Consider the following 23,785-nt stretch of genomic DNA (forward strand, 5'->3'; position numbering starts at 1 on the left):
GACGTGCGGGTCCGCTGCCGGCTGGGCATAGGTTGCCGCCGTGGACGTCGTCGTGGAGGTGGGTGGCTGGGAGCACGAGTGCTGCGGCGATGCCATCGAGCGGGGCCAGCTGGTGGACCTCCGCTGCATCCGCCACGAGGGGCCGGACGGCCGGATGCGCCTCGTCGTGAGCCACCACGGCGGGCTCGACGTCCCGGCCGACGAGCGCGTCCGGGGGCGGGTGACCGAGATCCGGGTGGTCCGGGGCGGCGGGCCGGCGCAGGCGGTCCTCCGCGTGCCGAGCGGCCAGGCGCTGCGGGGCTTCGGCGAGGAGGACGACGGCCACCTGGAGGACCCGTGGACCGGTGAGGTGGTCTCACCCGCGGGCTCGGAGTTCCTCGTGACGGTCGCCGTCGTCCTCCCCGGGCGCCGGTGACCGCTCCTCGGCGAGCCGGTCGGCGAACAGCGGCGGCAGGTAGCGGAGCATGAGCGCCGACCACACGACGTGGGTGAGCACCGGCGCCTGGATGCCTCCGGTGATCCGGCGCTGCTGCGCGAACAGCAGCCCCATCGGGACGCTGGCCAGCACGAGCGCCGGGTTGCGGGTGGCCGTCGTGGCCAGCCCGTACACGGCGGTCGAGACGACCACCGGCCGCCGGGCCCCCGCGGCCGCGTAGAGGGCGCCGCGGAAGAACACCTCCTCCGCGACACCGTTGGCCAGCGTCGTCGTCGCCACGAGCGCGGTCGACCCCTGGTCGGCGTAGCGGAGCACCGACCCGATGGCGCGCTCCAGGACGGGGATCCGCCGGGCCACCAGCGCCGCGGCGTAGAACGCCCCGAAGGCGCCCACCCCCGAGGCGACGGGCGTGAGCACCGGCCGGCGCAGCCGGTCGCCCGGCCCGAACATCCGCCCCAGGTGCAGCGGCCCGGACGCCAGCCCCCCGACCACCCACGTACCGGCGACCCCGAGGGTCAACCCGTAGAACCGCGGCGAGCCCGGCGGCGTCGACAGGGACACCCCCAGCAGCGAGGCGCCGGCAACCGCGACGGCGCCGGTGACCCGCCGGCGTCGCCGGAAGGCCGCGTCGCTCTCCCGGTGGTCCCGCGGCACGCTCCGCAGCAGCGGGTGGGCAGCCCGGAGCACCCTGTCCCGCAGGGGCCCGCGGCTGCTCACCGCCGCGCTCCGCGGCTCAGCCACCCGCCGCGCCGCTCCCCCACCTGCTGCCGGCGTTCCCGCGCCCGCTCGATGAGCGCGGTGAGCACCATCTCGTCGTAGTCCATCGGCTCGAACGGGACGACGGACCGGATGGCGTCGTCGGTGACGACCACCTCGATGGTCATCGAGTCGATGAGCGACCGGCCCGTGGCGACGTCCACGTCGGTGACGAGGGCCAGCCAGCGCGAGGAGAGCTGCGGGCTGAGCAGCGGCACCGGGACGACGAACAGGTGCCGGTTCTGGATGTCGGCGACCCGGGTGAGCATCTGCAGGTAGGTGAGCACCTCCGGGCCGCCCACCTCGAACACCCGCCCCTCCGTCCCGGGAGCCTCCAGGACGCCGACCAGGTACCGGACGACGTCGGCCACCGCGATCGGCTGCGTCCGCGTGCTGACCCACCGGGGCGTGACCATGCCGGGCAGGTGGGCGACGAGCTGGCGGGTCATCTCCCAGGAGACCCCGCCGTGGCCCACCACGATGCCGGCGCGCAGCACGGTGACCGGCACGCCGGTGCCGCCCAGCAGCCGCTCGACCTCGCGGCGGCTGCGCAGGTGCGGGGAGAGCCGGTCGTCGTCGCGGCCGAGGCCCCCGAGGTAGACGATCCGGGCGACCCCCGCCGCGGCCGCCGCCCGGGCGAAAGCGCGCGCCGCGTCGGCGTCCTTCCGCTCGAAGTCCCGGTCGCCGAGGGAGTGCACCAGGTAGTAGGCGGCCTCGCAGCCCTCCAGCGCCGTCCGCAGCGACTCCTCGTCGCCGACGTCGCCCGCCACCGGGGTACCGGCGCCCTGGTAACCCTGCGGCCGCCGGGTCATCGCCCGGACGTCGTGGCCGGCTCCGGCCAGCGCGGTGGCCAGCCGGCTGCCCACGAACCCCGACGCGCCGGTGACCAGGATTCTCACCGGGACAGCCTCACCCGGAGGGGCGGTGGGCGCGACCCGTAGGCGGCCGGCAGCGGGCTCAGGCGGCGGCCCGCTCGAGGGCGCGCCTGGTGAGGAGCCGGGCCAGGTGCCGCCGGTACTCGGCGTCGGCGTGCATGTCGGCTCCCGGCGACGTCCCCTGGTCGGCGAGCTCGGCGGCCTCGACGATCGACGCCCCACGGGCGAGCGCCTCCTCGGTCGCCGTCGCGCGGAGCACCGTGCCCGCCATGCTGGCCAGCGCCACCCGTCCGTCGACGGCGGCGGCGGCCACGATCGGCCAGTCGTTCTCCCGCCGGGTGAATTTCTCGTAACCCCACCCGGCGGAGCCGGTGCGCGGCACCCGCAGCTCGACGACCATCTCGTCCGGCGACATGGCCGTCTCGAAGAAGCCGGTCCAGAAGTCGGTCACCGGGACCGCGCGGCGTCCACCGGGTCCCTGCAGGACCACGGTCCCGCCGAGGGCGAGCAGGGCGGTGGGCAGGTCGGACGCCGGGTCGCTGTGCGCGGTCGTGCCCCCGATCGTGCCGCGGTGCCGGACCTGCGGGTCGCCCACCCGGCCGGCCACGTGCGGCAGGATCGGCACCTCGGCACGGGCGACGTCGTCGCGCTCGAGCTCGTGGTGGCGGGTGCACGCACCGATCGCCACCTCGTCGCCCTCGACCCGGACGTAGGACAGGTCGGCGATCCCGCCGATGTCGATCAGCACGCTCGGCACGGCGAGCCGCAGCTTCATGATGGGCAGCAGCGAGTGGCCGCCGGCGAGCAGCTTCGCGTCCTCACCGTGCTCGGCGAGGGCCGCCAGCGCCTCCTCGACCGAGCGCACCCGCACGTAGTCGAACGGCGACGGGATCATGCCTGCACCTCCTGCGCCTTGGGGACCTGGCCGGCGGCCGGACCGGCCTGTGCCGCCGCTCGGACGGCGCGGACGATGTTGTGGTAGCCGGTGCAGCGGCAGAGGTTGCCCTCCAGCCCCTCCCGGACCTCCCGGTCAGTCGGGTCGGGGTTGTCGGCCAGCACGCCGACGGCGGCCATCACCATTCCCGAGGTGCAGAAGCCGCACTGCAGCCCGTGCTCGGCCCGGAACGCCGCCTGCACGGGGTGGAGCTCGCCGTCCGGACCGGCCAGCCCCTCCAGGGTCGTGACCTGCGCCCCGTCGGTCTGGGCGGCCAGCACGGTGCAGCTCTTCACGGACAGCCCGTCGACCATGACGGTGCAGGCACCGCAGGACGTGGTGTCGCAGCCGATGTTGGTGGCGGTCAGGCCGCAGGTCTCGCGGAGGTAGTGGGCGAGCAGCAACCGCGGCTCGACCTCGTCGGTGCGCTGCGTGCCGTTGACCGTGATCGAGACCTGCATCAGCTGCCTCCCTGCTGCGCCTGCTGGATCGCCCGGAACACCCGCATGGGGGTGGTGGGCATGTCGATGTGCCGGACGCCCAGATGGGACACGGCGTCGATGACGGCGTTCTGCACCGCCGGGGTGGCGCCGATGGTTCCCGCCTCGCCGATGCCCTTGGCTCCCAGCGGGTTCATCGGCGTCGGGGTGGCCATGTCGACCAGCTCGAAGCTGGGCAGCTCGGTGGCGGAGATGAACGGGTAGTCGGCCAGCGTGGAGGTGGTCGGGTTGCCGTCCTCGTCGTAGAGCACCTCCTCCAGCAGCGCCTGGGCGACCCCCTGGGCGTAGCCGCCGTGGCGCTGGCCCTCCGCGAGCAGCGGGTTGAGGATCGTGCCGGCGTCGTCCACGGCGATCAGCCTCGTGACCTCGGCCTTGCCGCTCTCGACGTCCACCTCGACGACCACCACATGGGCTCCGAAGGGGAACGTCGGGGCGGCGGCGGTGAACCTGGTCTGCACCAGCAGCTGCTCGTCGGCGGCCAGCTCGGCGAAGGTGACCGCCGCTCCCGGGGCGCCCCGGACGGCGAGGCCGGCCAGGCCCAGGTCGACGACGAGGTCCGCGGGGTCGACCTCCAGCTTCTGCGCGGCCCGCGCCCGGGCCAGCTCGATCAGCTCACCGGCTGCCTGGTGCACCGCCGCCCCGCCCTGCTGCAGGCTGCGGGACCCCATGGTGCCGCCGCCCTGCGGCACCCGGTCGGTGTCGCCGTGCACCACGGTGATCTTCTCGAGCGGGATGCCGAGCTGGTCGCCGGCGATCATGGCCCACGCGGTGGCGTGCCCCTGGCCGTGCGGCGAGGTGCCGGTGAGGACCGTGGCCGTGCCGTCCTCGTGGACCTCGAGCGCGGCGGCCTCCCCCGTGCCGGCACCGTTGTCGGCCCCGGTGATCTCCACGTAGACCGACATCCCGATACCGAGCTGGCGCACGTCGCCGCGCTCGCGCCGCCGGGCCTGCTCGGCCCGCAGCTCGGCGTAGCCGGCGGCCGCCAGCGCCTTGTCCAGGGCCCCGACGTAGTCGCCGTTGTCGTAGGTGGCGCCCGTCGGCGTGGTGTGCGGCTCGTCGAACGCCGGCAGCAGGTTCTTCCGGCGCACCTCGGCGGGGTCCATCCCGATCTCCGTGGCGAACCGGTCGACCGCCCGCTCCAGGGCCGACGTCGCCTCGGGCCGCCCGGCGCCCCGGTAGGCGCCGATGGACGTCGTGGTGGTCGCCAGGGCCCGCGCCTGGGCGTGGACCCGCGGGAAGCCGTAGACCCCCGGGGCCATCAGCAGGGTGAACCTGGGGAGGGCCGTGCCGATCCGCGGGTAGGCGCCGCAGTCCTGGTCCGCCACCAGGCTGTAGGCCTCGATGGTCCCGTCCCGGCGCCCACCGATGGTGACCACCTGGTCCTGGGCCCTGCCGTGCAGCATGCCGATCAGGTTCTCCGACCGGCTCTCCGACCAGCGGACGGGCCGGCCGACGTGCCGGGCCATCCAGGCGACGAGGGCGTACTCCGGGTCGGCACCGATCTTGGCCCCGAACCCGCCGCCGACGTCGGGGGTGATGAGGTGGATCAGGTCAGGGTCCATCTCGAGCCAGTCACCGAACTGCCCGCGGGCCTGCTGGGCGCCCTGGTTGGTGCACCAAACGGTGAGCCGGCCGTCCTCCCCCCAGGCGGCCGCGGCGGCCCGGGTCTCCAGCGGCACCGGGGCCACCCGCTGGTTGACCATCGGCTGGGTGACGACGACCTCGCAGCCGTCGAACAGATCCGCGGGCGCCGGTCCGCCGAAGGCGGCCATCACGTTGGTGCCCGCCTCGGGGAAGAGCAGCACCTCGTCCTTGGCCGCCTCGGCCGTGCCGATCACCGCGGGCAGGGGGTCGATGTCGACCACGACGAGCTCGGCGGCGTCCTCCCCCTGGTACCGCTCCTCGGTGAGGACGACGGCGATCGGGTCGCCGACGAACCGGACGCGGTCGGACGCGAGCCACGGGCGCGTCATGGCCGGATTGACGAAGGGGAACGGCGGTGGCAGCGGGATGAGGTCGGCGACGTCCTGCGCCGTCACGACCGCCACCACACCGGGCGCCTCCAGGGCCGCGGAGCTGTCGACCGACAGCAACCGGCCGTGCGCGACGGTGGACCGCACGAACGTGGCGTGCAGGGCTCCGGCGAGGCGCTCGTCGACGAGGTCGTCGGTGTAGATCGCGCCCCGGGTGAGGAAGAGCGGATCCTCGGTGCGGACCACCCGGGTCCCCAGAATGCTCATGCGCCAGCCTCCCGTCGTCGCCAACGAGCACACTCAACCAGACGCTGTGACGGCGGCCACACATCGTCCCGGCCGGTGGAGTCCGGACCGGGGGGAACGACCCCGAGCAGTCGGGCGAGCCGGCCGCACGACGAGCGGTCTGCCACGCCGTCCCTCCCGGCGGCCGGCCGGTGCCACCGCGGCCTCCGACTACGGCGGTTCCGTGCCTCGGTGCCGCTCCTGCTCGACCACGGCCTCGAGGTCCTTCAGCCGGTCGAGGCCCTGCAGCGGCCGGCGCATGCGGTGGTTCCCCGACAGCCGGTCGCGCGTGCGCTCCAGGAAGGTCCAGTAGCCCGCGGTGTAGGGGCAGGCGTCCTCCCCGAGCCGCTTCTTCGGGTCGTACCGGCAGCCGCCGCAGTAGTCGCTCATCCGGTCGATGTAGGCGCCGCCGGAGGCGTAGGGCTTGGTGGCGAGCACCCCGCCGTCGGCGTGCTGGCTCATGCCGACGACGTTGGCGACCATCACCCACTCGTAGCCGTCGACGAAGCTCTCGTGGAACCAGTCGGTCATCGCCGAGGGGTCGATGCCCCGCTGCAGCGCGTAGTTGCCGAGCACCATCAGCCGCGGGATGTGGTGCACCCAGCCGTCCCGGCGCAGGTCGCCCAGCACGTCGGAGAGGCACGCGGCCTGGACGGCGGCGGCGTCCAGGCCGGCCAGCCAGGACGGCACCTCCGCGTGCGCCCCCAGGACGTTGGCTCGCCGGAAGTCGCGCCCGAGGTGCCAGTACATGTGCCAGATGTAGTCGCGCCACCCCATGACCTGCCGGACGAAGCCCTCCACGCTGTTCAGCGGCAGCGGGTCCCCGGCGGCCACCGAGTCGCGGTAGCACCGCTCGGCCCGGGTGACGACGTCGGCAGGGTCCAGGAGCCCCAGGTTCAGCGCCGGCGAGAGCAGCGAGTGGGCCAGCCACCGCTCGCCGGCGAGCATCGCGTCCTCGTGCGGGCCGAAGGCGCCCAGCCGGTTCTCCAGGAAGTCCTCCAGCCGGTGCAGCGCCTCCCGCCGGGTCGCCGGGAACAGCCGCGGACCGTCGTCACCGACGAAGGAGACGTCGCCGGCGGACTCCCAGCGGTCGAGGTCCGCGCGCACCTCCTCGTCGATCTCGTCCTCCTCCGGCCACCACGGCTCCGGCGCCGGTGAGCGGCCGTCGGCCGGGGGCGGCTGCCGGTTCTCCTCGTCGAGGTTCCACCGGCCACCGACCGGGCGGGCGCCGTCCATGAGGACGTCGTGCCGCCGCCGGGCGTCGCGGTAGAAGTCCTCCATGAGCAGCCGCTGCCGCCCCCGCCCGTCGGCCCAGGCCGCGAACTCGGCCTGGGAGCTCACGAACCCGCGCGCGGCGAGCACCTCCACGCCCGGCCGGGCCAGGACGAAGTCGCGGCTGCGCCACGAGGTGGGCGCGCAGACGCTCAGCGGCTCCCCGACCCGGTCGAGGGCCTCGGCGTAGGTGCCGACCTGGTGGAACTCGGCGCGATCACCGAGCTCGGCGGCGCGGTGCCGGAGGGCCGAGAGCACCAGGTGCGCCTTCTGGCGGTGGAACCGCCGGCGGGCGAAGACCGATCGGGCCTCGACGAGCAGGACGGGCTGCTGCGGCCCGTCGAGGAAGTGCGGGCCGAGCTGGTCGGCGAAGCACCAGCGCCGCGTCGCCGGTGCCCGGACCGGGAAGTCGGCCAGGGCCGGGTCGCCGCGCCCGTCCGCCCCTCCCCCGCGACCGTCCGCGCTCGCCGCCACCGGCTCCACCTCCGCGGACATCGTGAGGCGACCGGCGGTCCGAGCGCTACTCGTCGCGGTGCCGCGGTCACGGAGGCTCTCGACCCCTCACCGCCGCGGACGCCGGCCCGCAGGACGCGCTCGTCCCGAGGTGCGCGCGGGCCCGGTCATGGGACCATCGCGGGAGTGTCGAGCGGAGCGGGACAGGACGACGCCGTCGTCGTCGAGGACCTGCGGGTCGCCTTCGGGCGCACCCGCGCGCTGGACGGCATGAGCTTCCGCGTCGCCCGCGGCACCGTCCTCGGCCTGCTGGGACCCAACGGCTCGGGCAAGACGACCTCCGTGCGGGTTCTGACCACGCTGCTGCGGCCGGACGCCGGGCGGGCGACGGTCCTGGGCGAGGACGTGGTGGCCCATCCGCGCCGGGTCCGGCGGCGCATCGGGCTGGCCGGCCAGTACGCCGCGGTCGACGAGAACCTCACCGGCCGGGAGAACCTCCGCCTCTTCGGCGAGCTGTACCGGCTCCGCCGCGAGGCCGCCGCCCGTGCCGACGAACTGCTCGAGCGGTTCGACCTCGTGGACGCCGCCGACCGCGTCGCCCGCACCTACTCCGGCGGCATGCGGCGGCGGCTGGACCTGGCGGCGAGCCTGGTCAACCGGCCGGAGGTGCTCTTCCTCGACGAGCCGACGACGGGGCTGGACCCGCGCAGCCGGCTGGCGCTGTGGGAGGTGATCGAGGACCTGGTCGGCGGCGGCACCAGCCTCCTGCTGACGACCCAGTACCTCGACGAGGCCGATCGGCTCGCCGACCGCATCGCCGTCATCGACCACGGCCGGGTCATCGCCGAGGGGACCGCGGACGAGCTCAAGACCCAGGTGGGCGGGCAGGTGCTTTAGGTGCGCGTCCCGCGGGTGTGCGGCGACGACGCCCGGCGGGTGCTGACGTCCCTGACCGATGCCGAGGGGGTCAGCGAGCCGGAGCCGGGGACGCTGACGCTCGGCGCCCCGGACGGCGGGCCGTTCGTCGTCCGGGTGGCAGCGGCTCTCGGCGACGCCGGTGTGCCGATCGAGGAGATCTCCCTGCGCCGCCCGAGCCTCGACGACGTCTTCCTCACCCTGACCGGCCGGGCGGCTCCCGACGAGACGCCCGAGGGAGATCCCGCGGCAGCAGGACCGCAGGTGGAGGCGGGCACGCGATGACCACGACCGACGCCGGCCGGCACCGCGCGAGCGGAACGGCGGCAGCGGACGACGGGGAGGGCGTCTCCCTGACGTGGGCCCTGCGGGACAGCTGGGCGATGACCCGCCGGAACCTCCGGACCGCCGCGCGCCAGCCGCAGCTGCTGGTCTTCGCGACGGTCCAGCCGGTGATCTTCATCCTGCTGTTCCGCTACGTCTTCGGAGGCGCCATCGCCGTCCCAGGGCCGATCGACTACGTCAACTACCTGCTCACCGGCATCTTCGTGCAGACCATCACCTTCGGGGCGATCCAGACCGGGATCGGGCTGTCCGAGGACGTGTCCCGAGGCCTGATCGACCGGCTCAAGTCCATGCCCATCTCGCGGGCCGCCGTGCTGGCCGGGCGCACCGGCGCCGACCTCGTGCGCAACACCGTCGTCATCGCCGTCATGGTCGCGGTCGGCTACCTGGTCGGTTTCCGATTCACCAACGGCGCGGTCGGTGCGGTGCTCGCCGTGCTCGTGCTGCTGCTGTGGGGCTTCGTCTTCTCGTGGGTCGGGGCCTTCCTGGGCCTGACGCTCAGGAGCCCCGAGACCGTGCAGGCCGCGTCCTTCCCCATCATCTTCCCGCTGGTGTTCGCCTCCTCGATCTTCGTGCCCGTGGAGTCGATGCCGGGCTGGCTGCAGGCTTTCGTCACGGTGAACCCGATCACCCTGGTCACGGACACGGTGCGCGCCCTGGCGCTCGGGGAGCCGTTCGAGCTGATGCCCGACCTGGCGTGGGCGGCGCTGTCGATGGCGCTCGTCCTGGTCGTCTTCGCGCCCCTGGCCATCGCCCGGTACCGCCGGAGCTGACGGCGACCCCCGGGGCGTTCCGGGGTGATCGCGGGCCGCCGGGGGTGCGTCCGCCCGCCGTCCGCCCTCCCCCCGGGTGCCACCTCCGCCCTGGTCGGCATGATGGCGCTGTGTACGCGCCGCCCTGCGGGGTAAGCGCGCCCGACGAGGGTGGCGCACGAGGACGGCGGCCGCCCGCCGCACCTCACGAGTGGACCTGATGACCGGCAACGCCACACATCGATTCAGCAACACCGCGATCCTCGCCGTGCAGACGGCGGACGCGCCCCAGATCATCACGTCGGCCGCGCTGGACGAGCAGCTGGGTGACACCTACCAGCGGGTCGGGCTGCGCCCCGGGCTGCTGGAGCGGCTCGCGGGCATCCGGGAACGCCGCTGGTGGGCCGACGGCGCCTCGTTCGTCGACGGCGCCGCCACCGCGGGCGCGAAGGCGATCAGCGAGAGCGGCGTGGACCCGGCCCACATCGGCCTGATGGTCAACACGTCGGTCAGCCGGAAGCACCTCGAGCCGTCCACGGCCGTGGCGGTGCACGACGCCCTCGGCCTGCCGAGCTCCTGCCAGAACTTCGACGTGACCAACGCCTGCCTGGGCTTCATCAACGGCATGGAGCTGGCCGCCGCGATGATCGACGTCGGGATGGTCCAGTACGCCCTGGTGGTCAACGGCGAGGACTCGCGGCCCGTCCAGGAGCGCACCATCGACCTGCTCAACCGCCCCGACACCGTCGCGAAGGACGTGATGGGGCACTTCGCCACGCTGACACTCGGCTCCGGTGCCGTGGCCATGGTCCTCGGCCGGGCCGACGAGCACCCCGAGGGTCACCGGCTGGTCGGGTCGGTCAGCCGGGCCGCCACCCAGCACCACGGGCTGTGCACCGGCGACAACGACGGGATGCAGACCGACCTCAAGGGTCTGCTCGACGCCGGCCTGGCCCTGTCCGGGGAGCTCTGGGCGGACGCCGGGACCGAGTTCGACTGGGCGGCAGGGATGGACCGCTACGTCATCCACCAGGTCTCCAAGGTCCACACCGGGGCGCTGTGCGACCGGTTCGGCATCGACCGGGCGCGGGTGCCGACGACCTTCCCGACCCGCGGCAACCTCGGCCCCGCGTCGGTGCCGTTCACCCTCGCGGGCGAGGTGGACGGCCTCGCCGACGGCGACCGCGTGCTGCTGATGGGGATCGGCTCCGGCCTGAACGCCTGCTGCCTCGAGATCGCCTGGTGACGGCGGGCTCGCCGGTCGAGCTGCCGGGGCTGGACCCGTCCTGGTCGCGGTGGGTCACCGTGACCGGCGGGGACGGCGAGAAGCAGCGCTGGCACGTCCTGGACAACGGCGTGACCGACCCGGTCGGGACCCTGCTCTGCGTCCACGGCAACCCGACCTGGTCCTACCTGTGGCGCCGCCTCGTCGCCGCCGCCCCGCCGGGGTGGCGTGTCGTCGCCCCGGACCAGCTCGGCATGGGCTGGTCCGACCGCCCCGCCGCACCGCGGACCCTGACCCAGCGGGTGGCCGACCTGGGCGGGCTCACCGCCGAGCTGGGCGTCCGCGGCCCGGTCGTGACGGTGGCCCACGACTGGGGCGGCATCATCTCGCTCGGCTGGGCACTCGAGCACCGGCAGGACGTGCGCGGCGTGGTCCTCACGAACACCGCCGTCGCCATGCCGGAGGGCGACCTCGGGCCCGCGCTGATCCGGCTGGCGCACGCACCCGTCCTGCGCTCCGCCGTGACCCAGGCCAGCTCGGTGTTCGTCCGCGGGACGACGGCGCTGTCGCGGCCTCCGCTGCCCCGGGAGATCCGCCGGGCGTACGCGCAGCCCTACCGCTCGGCCGAGCGGCGCCGGGCCGTGGGCGAGTTCGTCGCGGACATCCCCTTCGCGCCGGGCCACGTCTCCCGCCCGGCGCAGGAGGCGATCGCCGAGGGGATCCGCACGCTGGACGTCCCGGCGCTCCTCCTGTGGGGGCCCCGGGACCCGGTCTTCGGCGAGAAGTACCTGGCGGACCTGCGCGAGCGGCTGCCGCGAGCGGTCGTGCACCGCTACGAGGGCGCCTCCCACCTCCTCCCCGAGGACGCTCCGCAGTACGCCGAGGCGGTGGCCACGTGGGTGACCGACACGTTCGGAGCCCCGAGGGCACCGGCCCCGGACCCGGGCGGAGCACCCGAGCCGGCCCGGCCCTGGGCCGCCCTGGCCGCCCGCGCGGACGACGACTCCCCGGCGGTCGTGGCGGCCGGCGGGGGTGCCGTCAGCTGGGCGCGGCTGGCCCGCCGGGTCGCCGACCTCGCCGCCGGCCTGGCAGCGGCCGGCGTCGGTCCGGGGGACCGGGTGGCGCTGCTGCTGGAGCCTTCGGCGGACCTGACGGCGGCGGTCTACGCGACCTGGCGCGCCGGAGCGGTCATCGTCGTCGCCGACAAGGGCCTCGGCCTCCGGGGCATGCGGCGCGCGCTCCGCGGCGCGGCACCGGACCACGTCCTCGGCAGCACCGCCGGGCTGGCCGCCGCGCAGGCGATGGGCCTGCCCGGGGCGCGGATCCTGGCCGGCCGGGCGCCGGCGCGGCTCCGCCGGGCGCTCGGCGCCGGCCACGACCTGGCCTCGCTGGAGGCGCTGGGCCGGATGTCGCCCGCGCCGGCGGAGGCGCCGCTGGACGCGGACTGCGCGGTCGTCTTCACGTCCGGGGCCACCGGCCCGGCCAAGGGCGTGGTCTACACCCAGCGCCAGGTCGGTGCGCAGCTGGAGCTGGTCCGGACGGCGTACCGGCTCACGCCGGGCGACTCGCTGGTGGCCGCGTTCGCGCCGTTCTCCGTCCTCGGACCGGGCCTCGGGATCGCCTCGTCCGTCCCCGACATCGACGTCACGGCGCCCGCCACCCTCACCGCCGCCAAGCTGGCGGACGCCGCGGCCGTGGTGGACGCGACCGTGGTGTTCGCGGCGCCGGCCGCCCTGCGCCGCGTCGCGGCCACCTCCGCGGAGCTGACCGAGCAGCAGCGGTCTGCGCTGCGCCGCATCCGGCTGCTCATGTCGGCGGGGGCGCCCGTGTCCACGCCCCTGCTGCGGGCTCTCCGCGAGACCTTCCCGGCGGCCGAGCCGCACACGCCGTACGGCATGACCGAGGCGCTGCCCGTCACCGACGTCTCCCTGGACGAGATCGAGGCCGCCGGTGCGGGGAACGGCGTCTGCGTCGGCCGGCCGGTGCCCGGAGTCGAGGTGCGGATCAGCCCGCTCTCCCCCCTCGGCCGCGCCGACGGACCGCTCACGGGCTCCCCCGACGTCCCCGGCGAGGTCTGCGTCCGCGCCCCGCACGTGAAGGACCGCTACGACGCGCTCTGGGCCACCGAGCGGGCCGCCGCCCGCGACCCGGGCTGGCACCGCACCGGGGACGTGGGGCACCTGGACGCCGAGGGACGGCTCTGGATCGAGGGCCGGCTGGCGCACGTCGTCACGACCGCGGAGGGCCCGATCACCCCGGTCGGCCCGGAGCTCCGCATCGAGGAGCTGCCCGCCGTCTCCGCCGCGGCGGTCGTCGGCGTCGGCCCGGGAGGCGCCCAGGTCGCCGTGGCCGTCGTCGTGCCCCCGAGCCGCGCCCGGCGCCGGCTGCCGGGCGCCGGCCGGCTCACCGTGGCGCCGGCCGAGCTCGCGGGGGCGGTGCGCGACGCGGCCGGGATCGACCTCGGCGCCGTGCTCGTGGCCGGCGCGCTGCCGGTCGACATCCGGCACCAGTCGAAGGTGGACCGGGCCGAGCTGGCCCGCCGGGCGACCCGGGTCCTCTCCGGCACCCCGGTCCGGTGGGCCGCCCGGCCGAGCAGGAGACCGTGAGGGTGCTCGTCACCGGCGCGAGCGGCATGCTCGGCCGGGTGACCACCCAGCGCCTGCTGGCGCGGGGGGACGAGGTGACGGTCCTGCAGCGCCGTGCCGCCGGCCTGCCCTGCACCGAGGTGCTCGGGGACGTCGCCGACCCCTCCGCGGTGGCGCGCGCCGTCGCGGGGCAGGACGCCGTCGTCCACCTCGCGGCCAAGGTGGACGTCACGGGCACGTGGGACGAGTACGCGCGGGCCAACGTCCAGGGGACGACGAACGTCGTCGCCGCCTGCGCCGCGGAGGGGGTCGGGCGGCTCGTGCACGTGTCCTCCCCGTCGGTCTCGCACGCCGGGTCGCCCCTGTTCGGGGCCGGCGCCGGCCCCGCCGACCCGGCGGGGGCCCGGGGCTCCTACTCGCGCTCCAAGGCGGTGGCCGAGCAGGTCGCGCTGGACGCGGACTCGGCCGACCTCGCCGTGCTCGTGCTGCGCCCGCACCTGGTGTGGGGGCCGGGCGACGAGCAGCTCGTCGCGCGGATCGTCGCGCGGGCCGGCGCCGGCCGCCTCCCGCTGATCGGCTCGGGCGCCGCCCTGATCGACACCACCTACGTGGACAACGCCGCAGCCGCCCTCGTGGCTGCGGTGGACGCCTGCGGGCCCGTGCACGGTGAGGCGCTGGTGGTCTCCAACGGCGAACCGCGCCCGGTGGCCGAGATCCTCCATCGGCTGTGCTCGGCGGCCGGCGTGGCTCCACCACGGGGCCGGGTCCCGGCCCACGCCGCCTGGCTGGCGGGCGCCGTGGTTGAGGGGATCTGGTCGGCGACCGGACGGCGCTCGACCCCACCGCTCACCCGGTTCCTCACCGAGCAGCTGACGACGGCGCACTGGTTCGACCAGCGGCGGACCCGGAGCGCGCTGGGCTGGCGGCCGGAGGTGTGCCTCGACGAGGGGTTCGCCCGCCTGACGGCCTGGTACCGGGCAGCGAGCCCGGCTGCGGACCGCGGGGCCGTCCGCAGCGCCCCGCCGGCAGTGGCGCCCGGGTAGAGCGGTCCCTCCCGGTCGCCGATCGGCAGGGCGCCGGGGGCCCCTCGGACGGCAGCCGGCGGCTACGGTCACCTCCTCGCAGTGATCTGGATCACCAGGGGGCGTCGTGTCGACCACCACCGCAGCGCCGAACCCGACCTCGCCGGATCGCGGGAGCCGGGCTCCCGAGGACCCGGCTCCGAGGAGCGAGTCCGAGGCCCTCGCCTCGGTGGAGGGCGGTGAGCCGGTCGCCCTGCCCACACCGCGAGGCGTCGTCCGCGGACTCGTCGCCGCGTTCGCGCGGCCGAGACCCCTGGCACGGGAGGCGGCCCGGCTCGGAGGCGCCACCGTCCGCATCCTCCGCGGCACCGACGTGATCGCCCCCTCGCCGAAGGACAAGCGGTTCGCCGACCCTGCCTGGTCGCAGCACCCGGGCTACCGGCGGCTCGCGCAGTCCTACGTGGCGCTGTCCGAGTCGCTGCACCGCCTCGTCGACGACTACGAGACCGGGGGCCCGGACTGGCGCGAGGTGGAGCAGGCCCGCTTCGTGCTCAACGCGTGCATCAGCGCTCTGGCCCCGACGAACACGCTGCTCGGCAATCCGGCGGCGCTGAAGCGCGCCTTCGACACCGGCGGATGGAGCCTGATCCGGGGCGCCGGCAACATGCTCCACGATCTCCGGCACAACGGGGGGATGCCGAGGCAGGTCGACCGCAGCGCCTTCACGGTCGGAAAGGACCTCGGGGTGACCCCGGGTGCCGTGGTCCACCGCGACGAGGTCATCGAGGTCATCCAGTACGCACCGTCGACGGCACGCGTGCGGCAACGGCCGCTGGTGATCGTGCCGCCACCCATCGGACGCTTCTACTTCCTGGACCTGAGTCCGGGACGCAGCTTCGTCGAGTACGCGGTGAGCCAGGGATTCCAGGTGTTCATGGTCAGCTGGCGGAACCCGACGAAGGAGGAGGCCCACTGGGACCTGGACACCTACTCCGGCGGTGTCCTGACCGCTGTCGACGTCGCGCGGGAGATCACCGGCTCCCCCGACGCCACCACCATCGGGTTCTGCGCCGGCGGGCAGGTGATGACGACGGCGCTGAACCACCTCGCCGCCACCGGCGACGACCGGGTGCACGCCGCCGGCTACGCGGTGACCCTGCTCGACTTCTCGAGCCGGGCACCGCTGGGTGCGTTCTCCGCGCCGCGCCTGCTCGACCTGGCGCGGCGCAACTCCCGTCGTGGCGGGGTCATCACCGCGCGGCAGATGGGCTCGGTGTTCACCTGGATGCGGCCCGACGACCTGATCTTCAACTACCTGGTCAGCGAATGGCTCATGGGTGAGGACCCGCCCGCGTTCGACATCCTCGCCTGGAACGCCGACGGCACCAACCTGCCGGCGCGCCTGCACGAGCAGTTCCTGGAGATCTTCGGGAAGAACACCCTCGTCCACCCGGGCGCGATGCGCGTTCTGGGGACGCCCGTACACCTGAGCCGGATCACCGTGCCCACCTTCGTCACCGGCGCGCTCACCGATCACCTGACGCCGTGGCACGGCTGCTACCGGACGACGCAGCTGCTCTCCGGGCCCACCACCTTCGTGCTCAGCTCGAGCGGCCACATCCAGAGCCTGGTCAACCCACCGGGGAACCCCCGGGCCAGCTACTGGACGGGCGGCGAGCCCGGTCCGGACCCGCACGCCTGGCGGGCAGCCGCGACGAAGCACACCGGGAGCTGGTGGGAACCCTGGGCCGAGTGGATGCTCGAACGCTCCGGCGATGAGATCCCCGCACCCACCGCAGTCGGCAGCACGCGCCATCCGGCACGGGAGCCGGCGCCGGGCACCTACGTCGTGGAGCGCCGCCCGGGCTGAGCCCGGCCCCCTCCCAGGGCCCCACCCCGAGGAACGAGGGGTGGGGCCCTGGGAGGGGGCCCTTCGTCAGCCGAAGGCCGTCTGCATCTCCTCCGACGCCGGGGCGCGCTCGGGCTGCGCGGGCATGTCCGCCTGGACCTCTTCGGTCCCCCGCTCCCCCGGGCGCTGCACCGCGACCACCGCCGGGTCGACGCGCATCACCGCGTAGCCGGCCACGGCGCCCGCGCCGAACCCCGGTGCGAAGACCCGCATGGGCTCGGTGATCACGCCGTCGCGCACCGCGTCGTGGATGGCCAGCGGGATGCTCGCCGACGACGTGTTGCCCACCGTCTCGATGTTGAAGTAGAGCTGGTCGGCGGTGAGCCCGGCGCGCTCGGCCAGCTGGATCACCATCGTCTTGTTCGCCTGGTGCGGCACGATCAGGTCGATCGCGTCCAGCAGCGACCCGTCCCGGCCCTCCGGCGCGGGCAGCTTCCCGAGCTCGTCGATCATCTGACCCAGGTAGCGCCCGGCCAGCGCCTTCACCTGCGGGCCGAACACCGTGATGTTGTTGTCGAACTCGGGGTTGGGCCAGAGGATCGAGTTCACCTCGCTGGCCGGGCCGCTGGCGTAGGTCTTCATGACGTCGATGTCGCCGTCGCCCCCGTCCGCGGCCGGTCCGACGACCAGCGCCGCCGCGCCGTCCCCGAAGATCATCCGCGAGGTGCGGACGTTGCCGATCTTGTCGGAGAACTTCTCGACGCACACGACCAGGACCGGCCGCTCGACCTCCTGGAGCAGCCGGACGGCGTCCGCGACGCCGTAGGGCATGCCCGCGCAAGCGGCGATGATGTCGTAGGCGGCGTAGACCTGGTGCATCCCCAGCTGCCCGCAGAGGTAGGTGGCCAGCGACGGGATGAGCCGCGAGCTGGTGCAGGTGCAGACCAGCACGCCGCCGATCTCCTCCGGCTGCCGCCCCGCCTTGTCCAGCGCCGCCTCGGCGGCCTGCAGGGCGAGCTCCTCCAGTGGCAGCGAGCTGTACTCGCGCTGCTCGATGCCGGTCTTGGCGGCGATCTCGTCGGCGCTCATCGGGGACCAGTTGTAGGCCGTGTTGCGGATCAGGTCGTCGTTGCCGCACACCTGGTCGCCGTGCACCGCCGCCAGCGCCTCGATCCGCGGCCGCACCGCGAAGCGCTGCCGCACGTCGAGCTCCGGGTACGGACGCACCGGTGGGCGGGACTCCCGCGGCGCGGCGACCCGCCGCGGCTCCGCGCCGGCGCGCAGCCGGCGCAGGAAGGCCCGCACCTCCTTGTCCCGCGGGTGGAAGGCGACCACGTAGTCGTCGTCCCGGAGGTCACCGGCCTCGGCGAGCTCCACCTGCGACCGCTCCCAGGGGTACTGGTTGTGCAGGACCATGGCCCAGCGGTGCAGCGCCTCGAGCTCGGGGACGTCCTCGGAGACGTCGAGGATGTCCGCGTAGTCGTAGACCGGGTAGTCCGGGTCGTAGCTCGGCAGCCGGAAGGTCAGGTTCCCCGGCTGCTGCAGGAACTCCGCGACGGTCGGCTTGAGCGCCGGCAGCGTCGACGCGTGGTGCCGGCGGTTGGCGAAGACGTCGAACAGGATGTCGAAGATGCGGTCCTCGCAGCCCTCGCTCCACTTCGCCGGCAGCTGTGGGAAGGCCTGCTGGACGCCGGCGACCTTGGCCTCGCCCTCCTCCCACGGCTCGAGGACCGGGAGGAACACGTCCGGGCGGTTGCGCGGGACGTCGGCCCAGCGGGTGGGCCGCTTGTCGTACATCGTGATGGAGAAGCGGTTGGCCCAGAAGAGGTTCAGCGCGAGGTCCCGCATCAGGTCGTAGCGGGTGCCGTAGGCGCCGGTCCGGACCCGCTCGAGGATCTCGGTGCCGCTCGGCGCCTTGGTCTCGAAGTCCCGGCGGACGACGCTGTCGAGCTGCTCCAGCGTCTCCATGGTGGAGAAGTCCAGCTCGGGCATGATGTTCGAGGGGAACACCATGCGGCCGTGCCGGTTCATGACGAAGGCATTCATGGGACGGGGCCTCTCTCCTGGGATCGACGTCCGGTGGCGCGCTCCATGCCCCGCTCGACGGCGGCGATGAGACGCGGCCGGAGCTCGGCGGCCGGGATGATGTCGTGCACCGAGCCGACGCGGCGCGCTCGTTCGATGTCGTGGACCGCCTCGAACCCCGCGGCCACCTCGCCCAGCTTCTCCGAGCGGACGGCGGCCCGCAGGGTGGCGAGCTCGACCCGCAGGTGCGCCTGCTCCACGCCGTCGGCGGCGTTCACCGCGGCTTCCAGCTCCTGGACGCGCGGATCGGCCGACGTCCGCTTGTCGACCTCGCGGGTGAACACCACGGCGGCCGCGGGGGCACCGCCGATCACCGACGCGTACGAGCCCTCGACCGCCAGCACCTCCATGTTGTCGTTGAGGACGCCGGAGAAGACGACGAAGGCCCCGCCGTGGTAGCGCGAGACGACGCAGAAGACGATCGGGCCGTCGAAGTTCGTGATGGCGCGGCCGATCTCGGCGCCGTACTCGAGCTGCAGCTTGCGCAGCGACTCCGGTGAGCCGTCGAAGCCGGAGAGGTTGGCCAGCACGACGAGCGGCCGGTTGCCGCTGGCCGCGTTGATGGCGCGGGCGGTCTTCCTCGACGAGTGCGGGAACAGGGTCCCCGAGGTCCACTGGTCCGGGCCGTCCGCGGGGAAGCTGCCGCGTCGGGGCATCGGCCGTGACTCGACGCCCAGGACCGAGACCGGCTGTCCGCCGAGGTGCGCGTCGTACACGACGACGGTGTCGGCGTCGGCCATGCCGGCCCACCGCTCGAGCACGGGGTGGTCCTGGTCGGTGACCGCACGCATGACCGTCCGGATGTCGAACGGCTTCTTGCGCTCCGGGTTGGTGGCCGGGGAGAAGATGTCGCCCACGGTGGTGAACTCGCTGGCCGGGTGCCGGTGCGGGAAGGAGCGCACGTCCCGGTCGGCGGGGTCGTCGGTGCCGGCGGGCCGCGGCCAGCGCTCACCGGGCGCGACGTAGGCGTGGTCGTAGTGCCGCATCAGGAGCTCCGCGGCGGCGGTCAGGTTCGGCGCCCAGTACTGGGCCTGACCGTTGGGCCCCATGACCCGGTCGTAGCCGCCGATGCCGAAGTTGTCCTCGGCCGACACGCCTCCGGAGTAGTCCAGCGAGTGCTTGCCGGTGAGCACCATCGCGCTGTCGGGGGTCATGACCAGGATGCCCTTGGTGTGCATGAGCATCGTGGCCTCGGCGTTCCAGTACGGCTGGGCCCCGACGTTGATCCCCGCGACGACGACGTTGATCTCGCCGCCGCGCTGGGTGAACTCGATGATCCGGCGCAGGGCCCGGGCGACCCAGTCCATGTTCTCCGTGCCGCTGTCCATCGAGATGCGGGCGCCCGAGGACAGTGCGAACCACTCGACGGGGATGCCCCGCTCCTCCGCCAGGTCGAGCGCGGCGTTCACGCGGGCGCACTCGGGCTCCGCGACGGTGCCCAGCTGCTTCGTCGGGTCGCCGAAGAGGGCCACCCGGGTCACGCCCTCGGGATAGCGCTCCGTGGGCGTGCTGACCACGCCGACGACGATGCCTGCCCGGTTCTGCCCGGCTTGCCGCTCCACGGGGACGAGCCGGCCGTCGCCGTCCAGGTCGTGCTCGACGAACGAGCCGCCGGGCCCGGCCAGCTGTGTGCTCAGCTCGTACGGGTAGACGGCCCCCCGCGCACGGGAGCTGAGCACCTTCTCGGTGTAGTCGTCCAGCGGGCGCATGGGTTCGGTCGGCCGGTCCGTCAGCTGCATCTGGACGCCGGTGCCGGGGCGGTAAGAGAACCGCAGCGCCACCTCGCGGGGGGCCGCCCCCTCCGCCTGCAGGCGGGCCAGCAGCACGACCTGCTCGATGCCGGCCCCCACCGTCAGCGGCGCGGCCGTCCGGGCGAAGGCCGCCACCTCCGCCAACGGCACCTCGATCGACGGCCAGGCGTAGAGGAACACCCGGTTGTGCTGCAGCGGCCGGCGTGACCGTCGGCGGGACTGCGCCCTGCGCAGGCTGTCGAGGCAGGCGGTCAGCTGCCGTTCCACCGTCGGGAACCCGGCGATCTCGCCGGCGTCGTCCCGGACGGGGGTCAGGTCGCGGACCGCGGCCATGGCGATGAACCGCTCGTCGTTGGGGTTCTCCTTCGCCGTGACGTGGAAGACGTAGGTGTCCTCGGCGGAGGGCACCCGCTCGCCGTCGAAGTTCTTCAGCCGCCACAGGGCGAGCCGCTGTGCGGTCAGCGGGTGCAGACCCCGGATGATGCGGTCCTCCACCAGTTCCCCGGCGTCCGCGCCGTCCGGCGACGGCCGGAAGGTCACGGTCTCCACGTCGCCGTCGGGCGTGGAGACCGTGACGGTCACGCGGCGGACGGTCCGAAACACGGCGGTACCGGCGATCGCCTCCCGCAGCTCCGCCACCATCGCGTCGGCGTCGGCCGGCCGGCCGGGCCAGGTGAGGTAGAGATCCACCAGGACGTGCGACGGGTCCGGGACGTCCGCGATCCACGCCGCCACGGACGCGAGGGCCGACGGGAGACCTGCCGCCCGCACCATCACGGCGACGAGCCGGAGCTGGGTCCCGCCGAGCTCGTACCCGGCGGAGACGGCGGAGTGGCCGTCGAGCAGGAAGGACCGGACGTCCTGCAGGTCGCGGCTGCGGTAGTAGCGGCGGGTCAGGACCTCCAGGACGGGATCGGGCTCGGCCGTGTCCCGCTCGAAACGCTGCGCCAGCAGCCGGACCAACGGCTCGGGGCTCGCGACGAGAGCCTCGATGCGGGCCAGGTCCGCGTGCTCCCCGTCCCGCACTCCGGCGTCGAGTTCGTCCAGCAGCCGTCGGGCCTCGTCGAGGACCTGCTGCCGTGCCTGCAGGACCACGGGCTCCTCGAAGTACCGGTAGCGAACGGCGCGGGCCAGGTCGCCCACCGAGGGGTAGCGCAGCTGCGTCGCGACCACGAGCCGGTCGAGCACCTCCCCCACCCGGGCCCGCGCCGGGCCGCTCGGCGGTTCCCCGGCCGTCAGCCAGCGGTCCAGCAGCGCCAGGACGGCGGGCAGCTGGTCGGCCACCCGCTGCTGGGCCAGGAAGATCCGTTCGACCGCCTCCTCGAGCCGGGGACCCGGCTCGAGGTCTGCGACCCCGTAGTGCAGGAGGGCCCGGGAGAGCCGGCCCCGGAAGCTCTCCGGGAGAGCCTCGCGCTCGACGTCGAGCGAGTGCAGGTAGGCGTGGAAGTGCTCCCGCGGGCTGTGCACCTGCGTGTCGGTCTCCTCCTCCTCGCTGGCCGGCCGGTTCCGGGAGAGCTCCGAGAGGTCGGCGAAGGTGGTGAGGACGGCGAGCTCGCCGTCCAGCAGTTCGGCGTCGTCCACGGGGAGCTCGTCGCGGGCGCTGCCGTACTCGGCGACCAGCTGCGGGGCGTACCGGGCGCTGACGTCGTAGCCGGTGATCAGCGCCTGCAGGGCCGCGAGCAGCGAGAGGGCCCTGTCGCGGGGGGTGGGTGCCGGTGCCCCGTTCCCGGGGAACACCACCCGCTCCCCCGTCGCCTGCTCGGCGTCGGCGTCCACCCGCTCGAGGGTGAGCAGCGGTGCGCCCGCATCCACCTGGGAGTTGGCTGCGGCGAGCAGCTCGCGCACCCGGCCGGCGAAGGGGGCCTGCACCGCCGTCTCCATCTTCATGCTCTCGAGGACGGCGACCGTCTGCCCCGCCTCGACCTCCTGCCCCGGCTGCACGCGCAGCGCGACGACCACCGAGGGGGCGGGGGCGCGCACCACTCCACCGGCGTCCCGCGTGACGCGGTGCGAGACGCCGTCGACCTCGACCAGGTGGGAGCCGGGCGCCTCGACGGCCACGACCGAGAACCGCCGATCGCCGACGGTCACCCGGCTCTCGAGCGCGCCGAGCCGGTCCAGGTCCACGTCGACGTACCGGCCGTCGAGCTCCACGCGGTACCGGTCCTGGCTGACCTTCGCGACGGTGAGGCGGTAGACCTGGCCGCGGTACCCGAGCTCCAGGGTCCGCTCCACCTCGTGCCGCGACCGCGGGCGCCCACCGCGCGCTGCGGCGAGGAAGGCGGCCCGCTCGCGCTGCTCCTCGGCGTCGGAGGCGTCGATCGCGACCTGCGCCAGGGCCACGTGGGCCGACGGCGTGGCATCGGACGCGCCCGCCATCCCGGTGCGGTCCAGCCAGCCGGTGTCCGCCGTCCCGGCCACGACCTCCGGTCGGTCGAGCAGATCGAGCAGGAAGGACTTGGTCGTCGTCCCGCCCCGCAGGACCACGGTGGTCCCCCGTAGCGCGACGCGCAGGCGGGCCAGGGCCTCGGGGCGGTCCCGTCCCCATGCGATGACCTTGGCGATCATCGAGTCGTACTCCGGCGGGATGACGTCGCCGACCCCGATGCCGGTGTCCACCCGCACGCCCGGGCCCGTGGGCAGGCGCATCAGCTCCACCCGGCCGGGGGCGGGGGCGAATCCCTGCTCGGCGTCCTCGGCGTTGAGCCGCGCCTCGACGGCATGGCCCCACTCCGCCGGCGGTTCGCCGGCCAGCCGGCCGCCCCCGGCGACGTGCAGCTGCAGCTTCACGAGATCGAGGCCGGTGGTCTCCTCGGTCACGGGGTGCTCGACCTGCAGCCGGGTGTTCACCTCCAGGAAGGTGAACAGCTGCTCCTCGGGCTGGTACAGGAACTCGACGGTGCCGGCCCCGACGTAGCCGGCGGCCCGCACGAGGGCGATCGCCGAGTCACGCAGCGAGCGGTCCTGCTCGGGCGTGAGGGCCGGCGAGCTCGACTCCTCCAGCACCTTCTGGTTGCGCCGCTGCACCGAGCAGTCCCGGACGCCCGGGGCCCAGACCGTCCCGTGCTGGTCGGCGATGATCTGCACCTCGACGTGCCGGCCGCCCTCGACCAGGCGTTCCATGAAGACGGCGGGGTCGCCGAAGGTGCGTTCGGCCTCGGTCTGCGTGCGGGTGAGCGCCTCGCCGAGCTCGGCCTCGGACCGGACGATCCGGATGCCCCGCCCGCCGCCACCGCTCCGGGACTTGACGATGAGCGGGTAGCCGATCGCGGCCGCGTGCCGGCGCCCGTCCTCCATGCCGTGCACGGGGCCGCCGCTCCACGACGCCACCGGCACACCGGTCTGCTCGGCGAGCACCTTCGCCTCGATCTTGGCCCCGAGCAACCGCATCGCCTGAGGCGGAGGGCCGACGAACACCACGCCGAGGTCGGCGCACAGCTCCGCGAACGCCGGGTCTTCAGCGACGAAGCCCCAGCCGACCCAGGCGGCATCGGCGCGGCTCGTGCGCAGTGCGCGGGCCAGCTCGGCGTGGTCGAGGTAGGGGCTCCCCGCCCCGGTCTCGCGGAGCAGGACGGCCTCGTCGGCGGTGCGCACGAAGGTGGCCCGGCGCTCGGCCTCGGTGTGCAGGGCGATGACCCGGGTCGCGGTCCCGTGCTCCGCATCGAGCTCACGCACGGCGCGGATGAGCCGGACGGCCGGCTCACCCCGGTTGACGACGGCGATACGGCTGAACACCGGTGCTCCCCTCCTCGTCATCGGTCGATGTCCGACG

The 23,785-nt window shown here is 74.4% G+C and carries 16 protein-coding genes; 8 read left to right on the top strand and 8 right to left on the bottom strand.

Going from position 1 to position 23,785, the window contains the following annotated elements; genetic code table 11:
• Positions 1–40 precede the first annotated feature (40 nt).
• Positions 41–415 (top strand): DUF6578 domain-containing protein, encoded by a 375-nt coding sequence (locus ACI792_RS05890; protein WP_456601767.1) that lies wholly within the window; start codon positions 41–43, stop codon positions 413–415.
• Here ACI792_RS05890 and ACI792_RS05895 read toward each other — a convergent pair.
• The 6 genes from ACI792_RS05895 to ACI792_RS05920 form a co-directional block, all read right to left on the bottom strand.
• Complete coding sequence (locus tag ACI792_RS05895; RefSeq protein WP_456601768.1) at positions 356–1,153, bottom strand: CPBP family intramembrane glutamic endopeptidase; 798 nt, start codon at positions 1,151–1,153, stop codon at positions 356–358. The two genes, ACI792_RS05890 and ACI792_RS05895, sit on opposite strands and share 60 nt — an antisense overlap.
• The gene (locus tag ACI792_RS05900; RefSeq protein ID WP_456601769.1) at positions 1,150–2,091 is read right to left on the bottom strand and encodes an NAD(P)H-binding protein; all 942 of its coding nucleotides are present in this window, start codon (positions 2,089–2,091) and stop codon (positions 1,150–1,152) included. The genes ACI792_RS05895 and ACI792_RS05900 overlap by 4 nt, the downstream gene beginning before the upstream one ends.
• 58 nt (positions 2,092–2,149) lie before the next feature.
• Positions 2,150–2,962 (bottom strand): FAD binding domain-containing protein, encoded by an 813-nt coding sequence (locus tag ACI792_RS05905; protein ID WP_456601770.1) that lies wholly within the window; start codon positions 2,960–2,962, stop codon positions 2,150–2,152.
• Entirely contained in the window at positions 2,959–3,462 is a 504-nt protein-coding gene (locus ACI792_RS05910; RefSeq protein WP_456601771.1) for a (2Fe-2S)-binding protein, read from the bottom strand. The genes ACI792_RS05905 and ACI792_RS05910 overlap by 4 nt, the downstream gene beginning before the upstream one ends.
• A complete protein-coding gene (locus tag ACI792_RS05915; protein WP_456601772.1) occupies positions 3,462–5,741 on the bottom strand; it encodes a xanthine dehydrogenase family protein molybdopterin-binding subunit in 2,280 nt (759 codons plus the stop codon). Before ACI792_RS05915 ends, ACI792_RS05910 begins: the two co-directional genes overlap by 1 nt.
• A gap of 189 nt (positions 5,742–5,930) precedes the next feature.
• Positions 5,931–7,505, bottom strand: a complete 1,575-nt coding sequence (locus tag ACI792_RS05920; protein ID WP_456601773.1) for a cryptochrome/photolyase family protein — start codon at positions 7,503–7,505, stop codon at positions 5,931–5,933.
• Positions 7,506–7,670: 165 nt separating this feature from the next.
• Between ACI792_RS05920 and ACI792_RS05925 the strand changes: the two genes are divergently transcribed.
• From ACI792_RS05925 to ACI792_RS05955, 7 genes are all read left to right on the top strand, one after another.
• The gene (locus ACI792_RS05925; RefSeq protein WP_456601774.1) at positions 7,671–8,381 is read left to right on the top strand and encodes an ATP-binding cassette domain-containing protein; all 711 of its coding nucleotides are present in this window, start codon (positions 7,671–7,673) and stop codon (positions 8,379–8,381) included.
• Complete coding sequence (locus ACI792_RS05930; RefSeq protein ID WP_456601775.1) at positions 8,382–8,684, top strand: hypothetical protein; 303 nt, start codon at positions 8,382–8,384, stop codon at positions 8,682–8,684. It abuts the gene before it with no gap.
• Entirely contained in the window at positions 8,681–9,517 is an 837-nt protein-coding gene (locus tag ACI792_RS05935) for an ABC transporter permease (protein ID WP_456582000.1), read from the top strand. Before ACI792_RS05930 ends, ACI792_RS05935 begins: the two co-directional genes overlap by 4 nt.
• 199 nt (positions 9,518–9,716) lie before the next feature.
• On the top strand, positions 9,717–10,742 hold the full coding sequence (locus ACI792_RS05940) for a 3-oxoacyl-ACP synthase III (RefSeq protein WP_456601776.1): 1,026 nt from the start codon (positions 9,717–9,719) through the stop codon (positions 10,740–10,742).
• Complete coding sequence (locus ACI792_RS05945; protein ID WP_456601777.1) at positions 10,739–13,327, top strand: alpha/beta fold hydrolase; 2,589 nt, start codon at positions 10,739–10,741, stop codon at positions 13,325–13,327. Before ACI792_RS05940 ends, ACI792_RS05945 begins: the two co-directional genes overlap by 4 nt.
• Complete coding sequence (locus tag ACI792_RS05950; protein WP_456601778.1) at positions 13,324–14,349, top strand: NAD-dependent epimerase/dehydratase family protein; 1,026 nt, start codon at positions 13,324–13,326, stop codon at positions 14,347–14,349. The genes ACI792_RS05945 and ACI792_RS05950 overlap by 4 nt, the downstream gene beginning before the upstream one ends.
• A 106-nt stretch (positions 14,350–14,455) precedes the next feature.
• A complete protein-coding gene (locus ACI792_RS05955) occupies positions 14,456–16,198 on the top strand; it encodes a PHA/PHB synthase family protein (protein WP_456601779.1) in 1,743 nt (580 codons plus the stop codon).
• Positions 16,199–16,264: 66 nt separating this feature from the next.
• On the opposite strand, the gene ACI792_RS05960 is transcribed toward ACI792_RS05955, so the two are convergent.
• Together ACI792_RS05960 and ACI792_RS05965 are read right to left on the bottom strand one after the other, a co-directional pair.
• Positions 16,265–18,223 (bottom strand): 3-oxoacyl-ACP synthase III family protein, encoded by a 1,959-nt coding sequence (locus ACI792_RS05960; RefSeq protein ID WP_456601780.1) that lies wholly within the window; start codon positions 18,221–18,223, stop codon positions 16,265–16,267.
• Positions 18,220–23,748, bottom strand: a complete 5,529-nt coding sequence (locus tag ACI792_RS05965) for an ATP-binding protein (protein WP_456601781.1) — start codon at positions 23,746–23,748, stop codon at positions 18,220–18,222. Before ACI792_RS05965 ends, ACI792_RS05960 begins: the two co-directional genes overlap by 4 nt.
• Positions 23,749–23,785 lie beyond the last annotated feature (37 nt).

Source organism: Blastococcus sp. SYSU DS0669 (assembly GCF_054050895.1).

What these genes read in the sequence shown, in the direction of transcription:
- ACI792_RS05910 (WP_456601771.1), bottom strand. Translation starts at nt 3,462, where the DNA reads ATGCAGGTCTCGATCACGGTCAACGGCACGCAGCGCACCGACGAGGTC.
- ACI792_RS05905 (WP_456601770.1), bottom strand. Translation starts at nt 2,962, where the DNA reads ATGATCCCGTCGCCGTTCGACTACGTGCGGGTGCGCTCGGTCGAGGAG.
- ACI792_RS05960 (WP_456601780.1), bottom strand. Translation starts at nt 18,223, where the DNA reads ATGAATGCCTTCGTCATGAACCGGCACGGCCGCATGGTGTTCCCCTCG.
- ACI792_RS05940 (WP_456601776.1), top strand. Translation starts at nt 9,717, where the DNA reads ATGACCGGCAACGCCACACATCGATTCAGCAACACCGCGATCCTCGCC.
- ACI792_RS05935 (WP_456582000.1), top strand. Translation starts at nt 8,681, where the DNA reads ATGACCACGACCGACGCCGGCCGGCACCGCGCGAGCGGAACGGCGGCA.
- ACI792_RS05915 (WP_456601772.1), bottom strand. Translation starts at nt 5,741, where the DNA reads ATGAGCATTCTGGGGACCCGGGTGGTCCGCACCGAGGATCCGCTCTTC.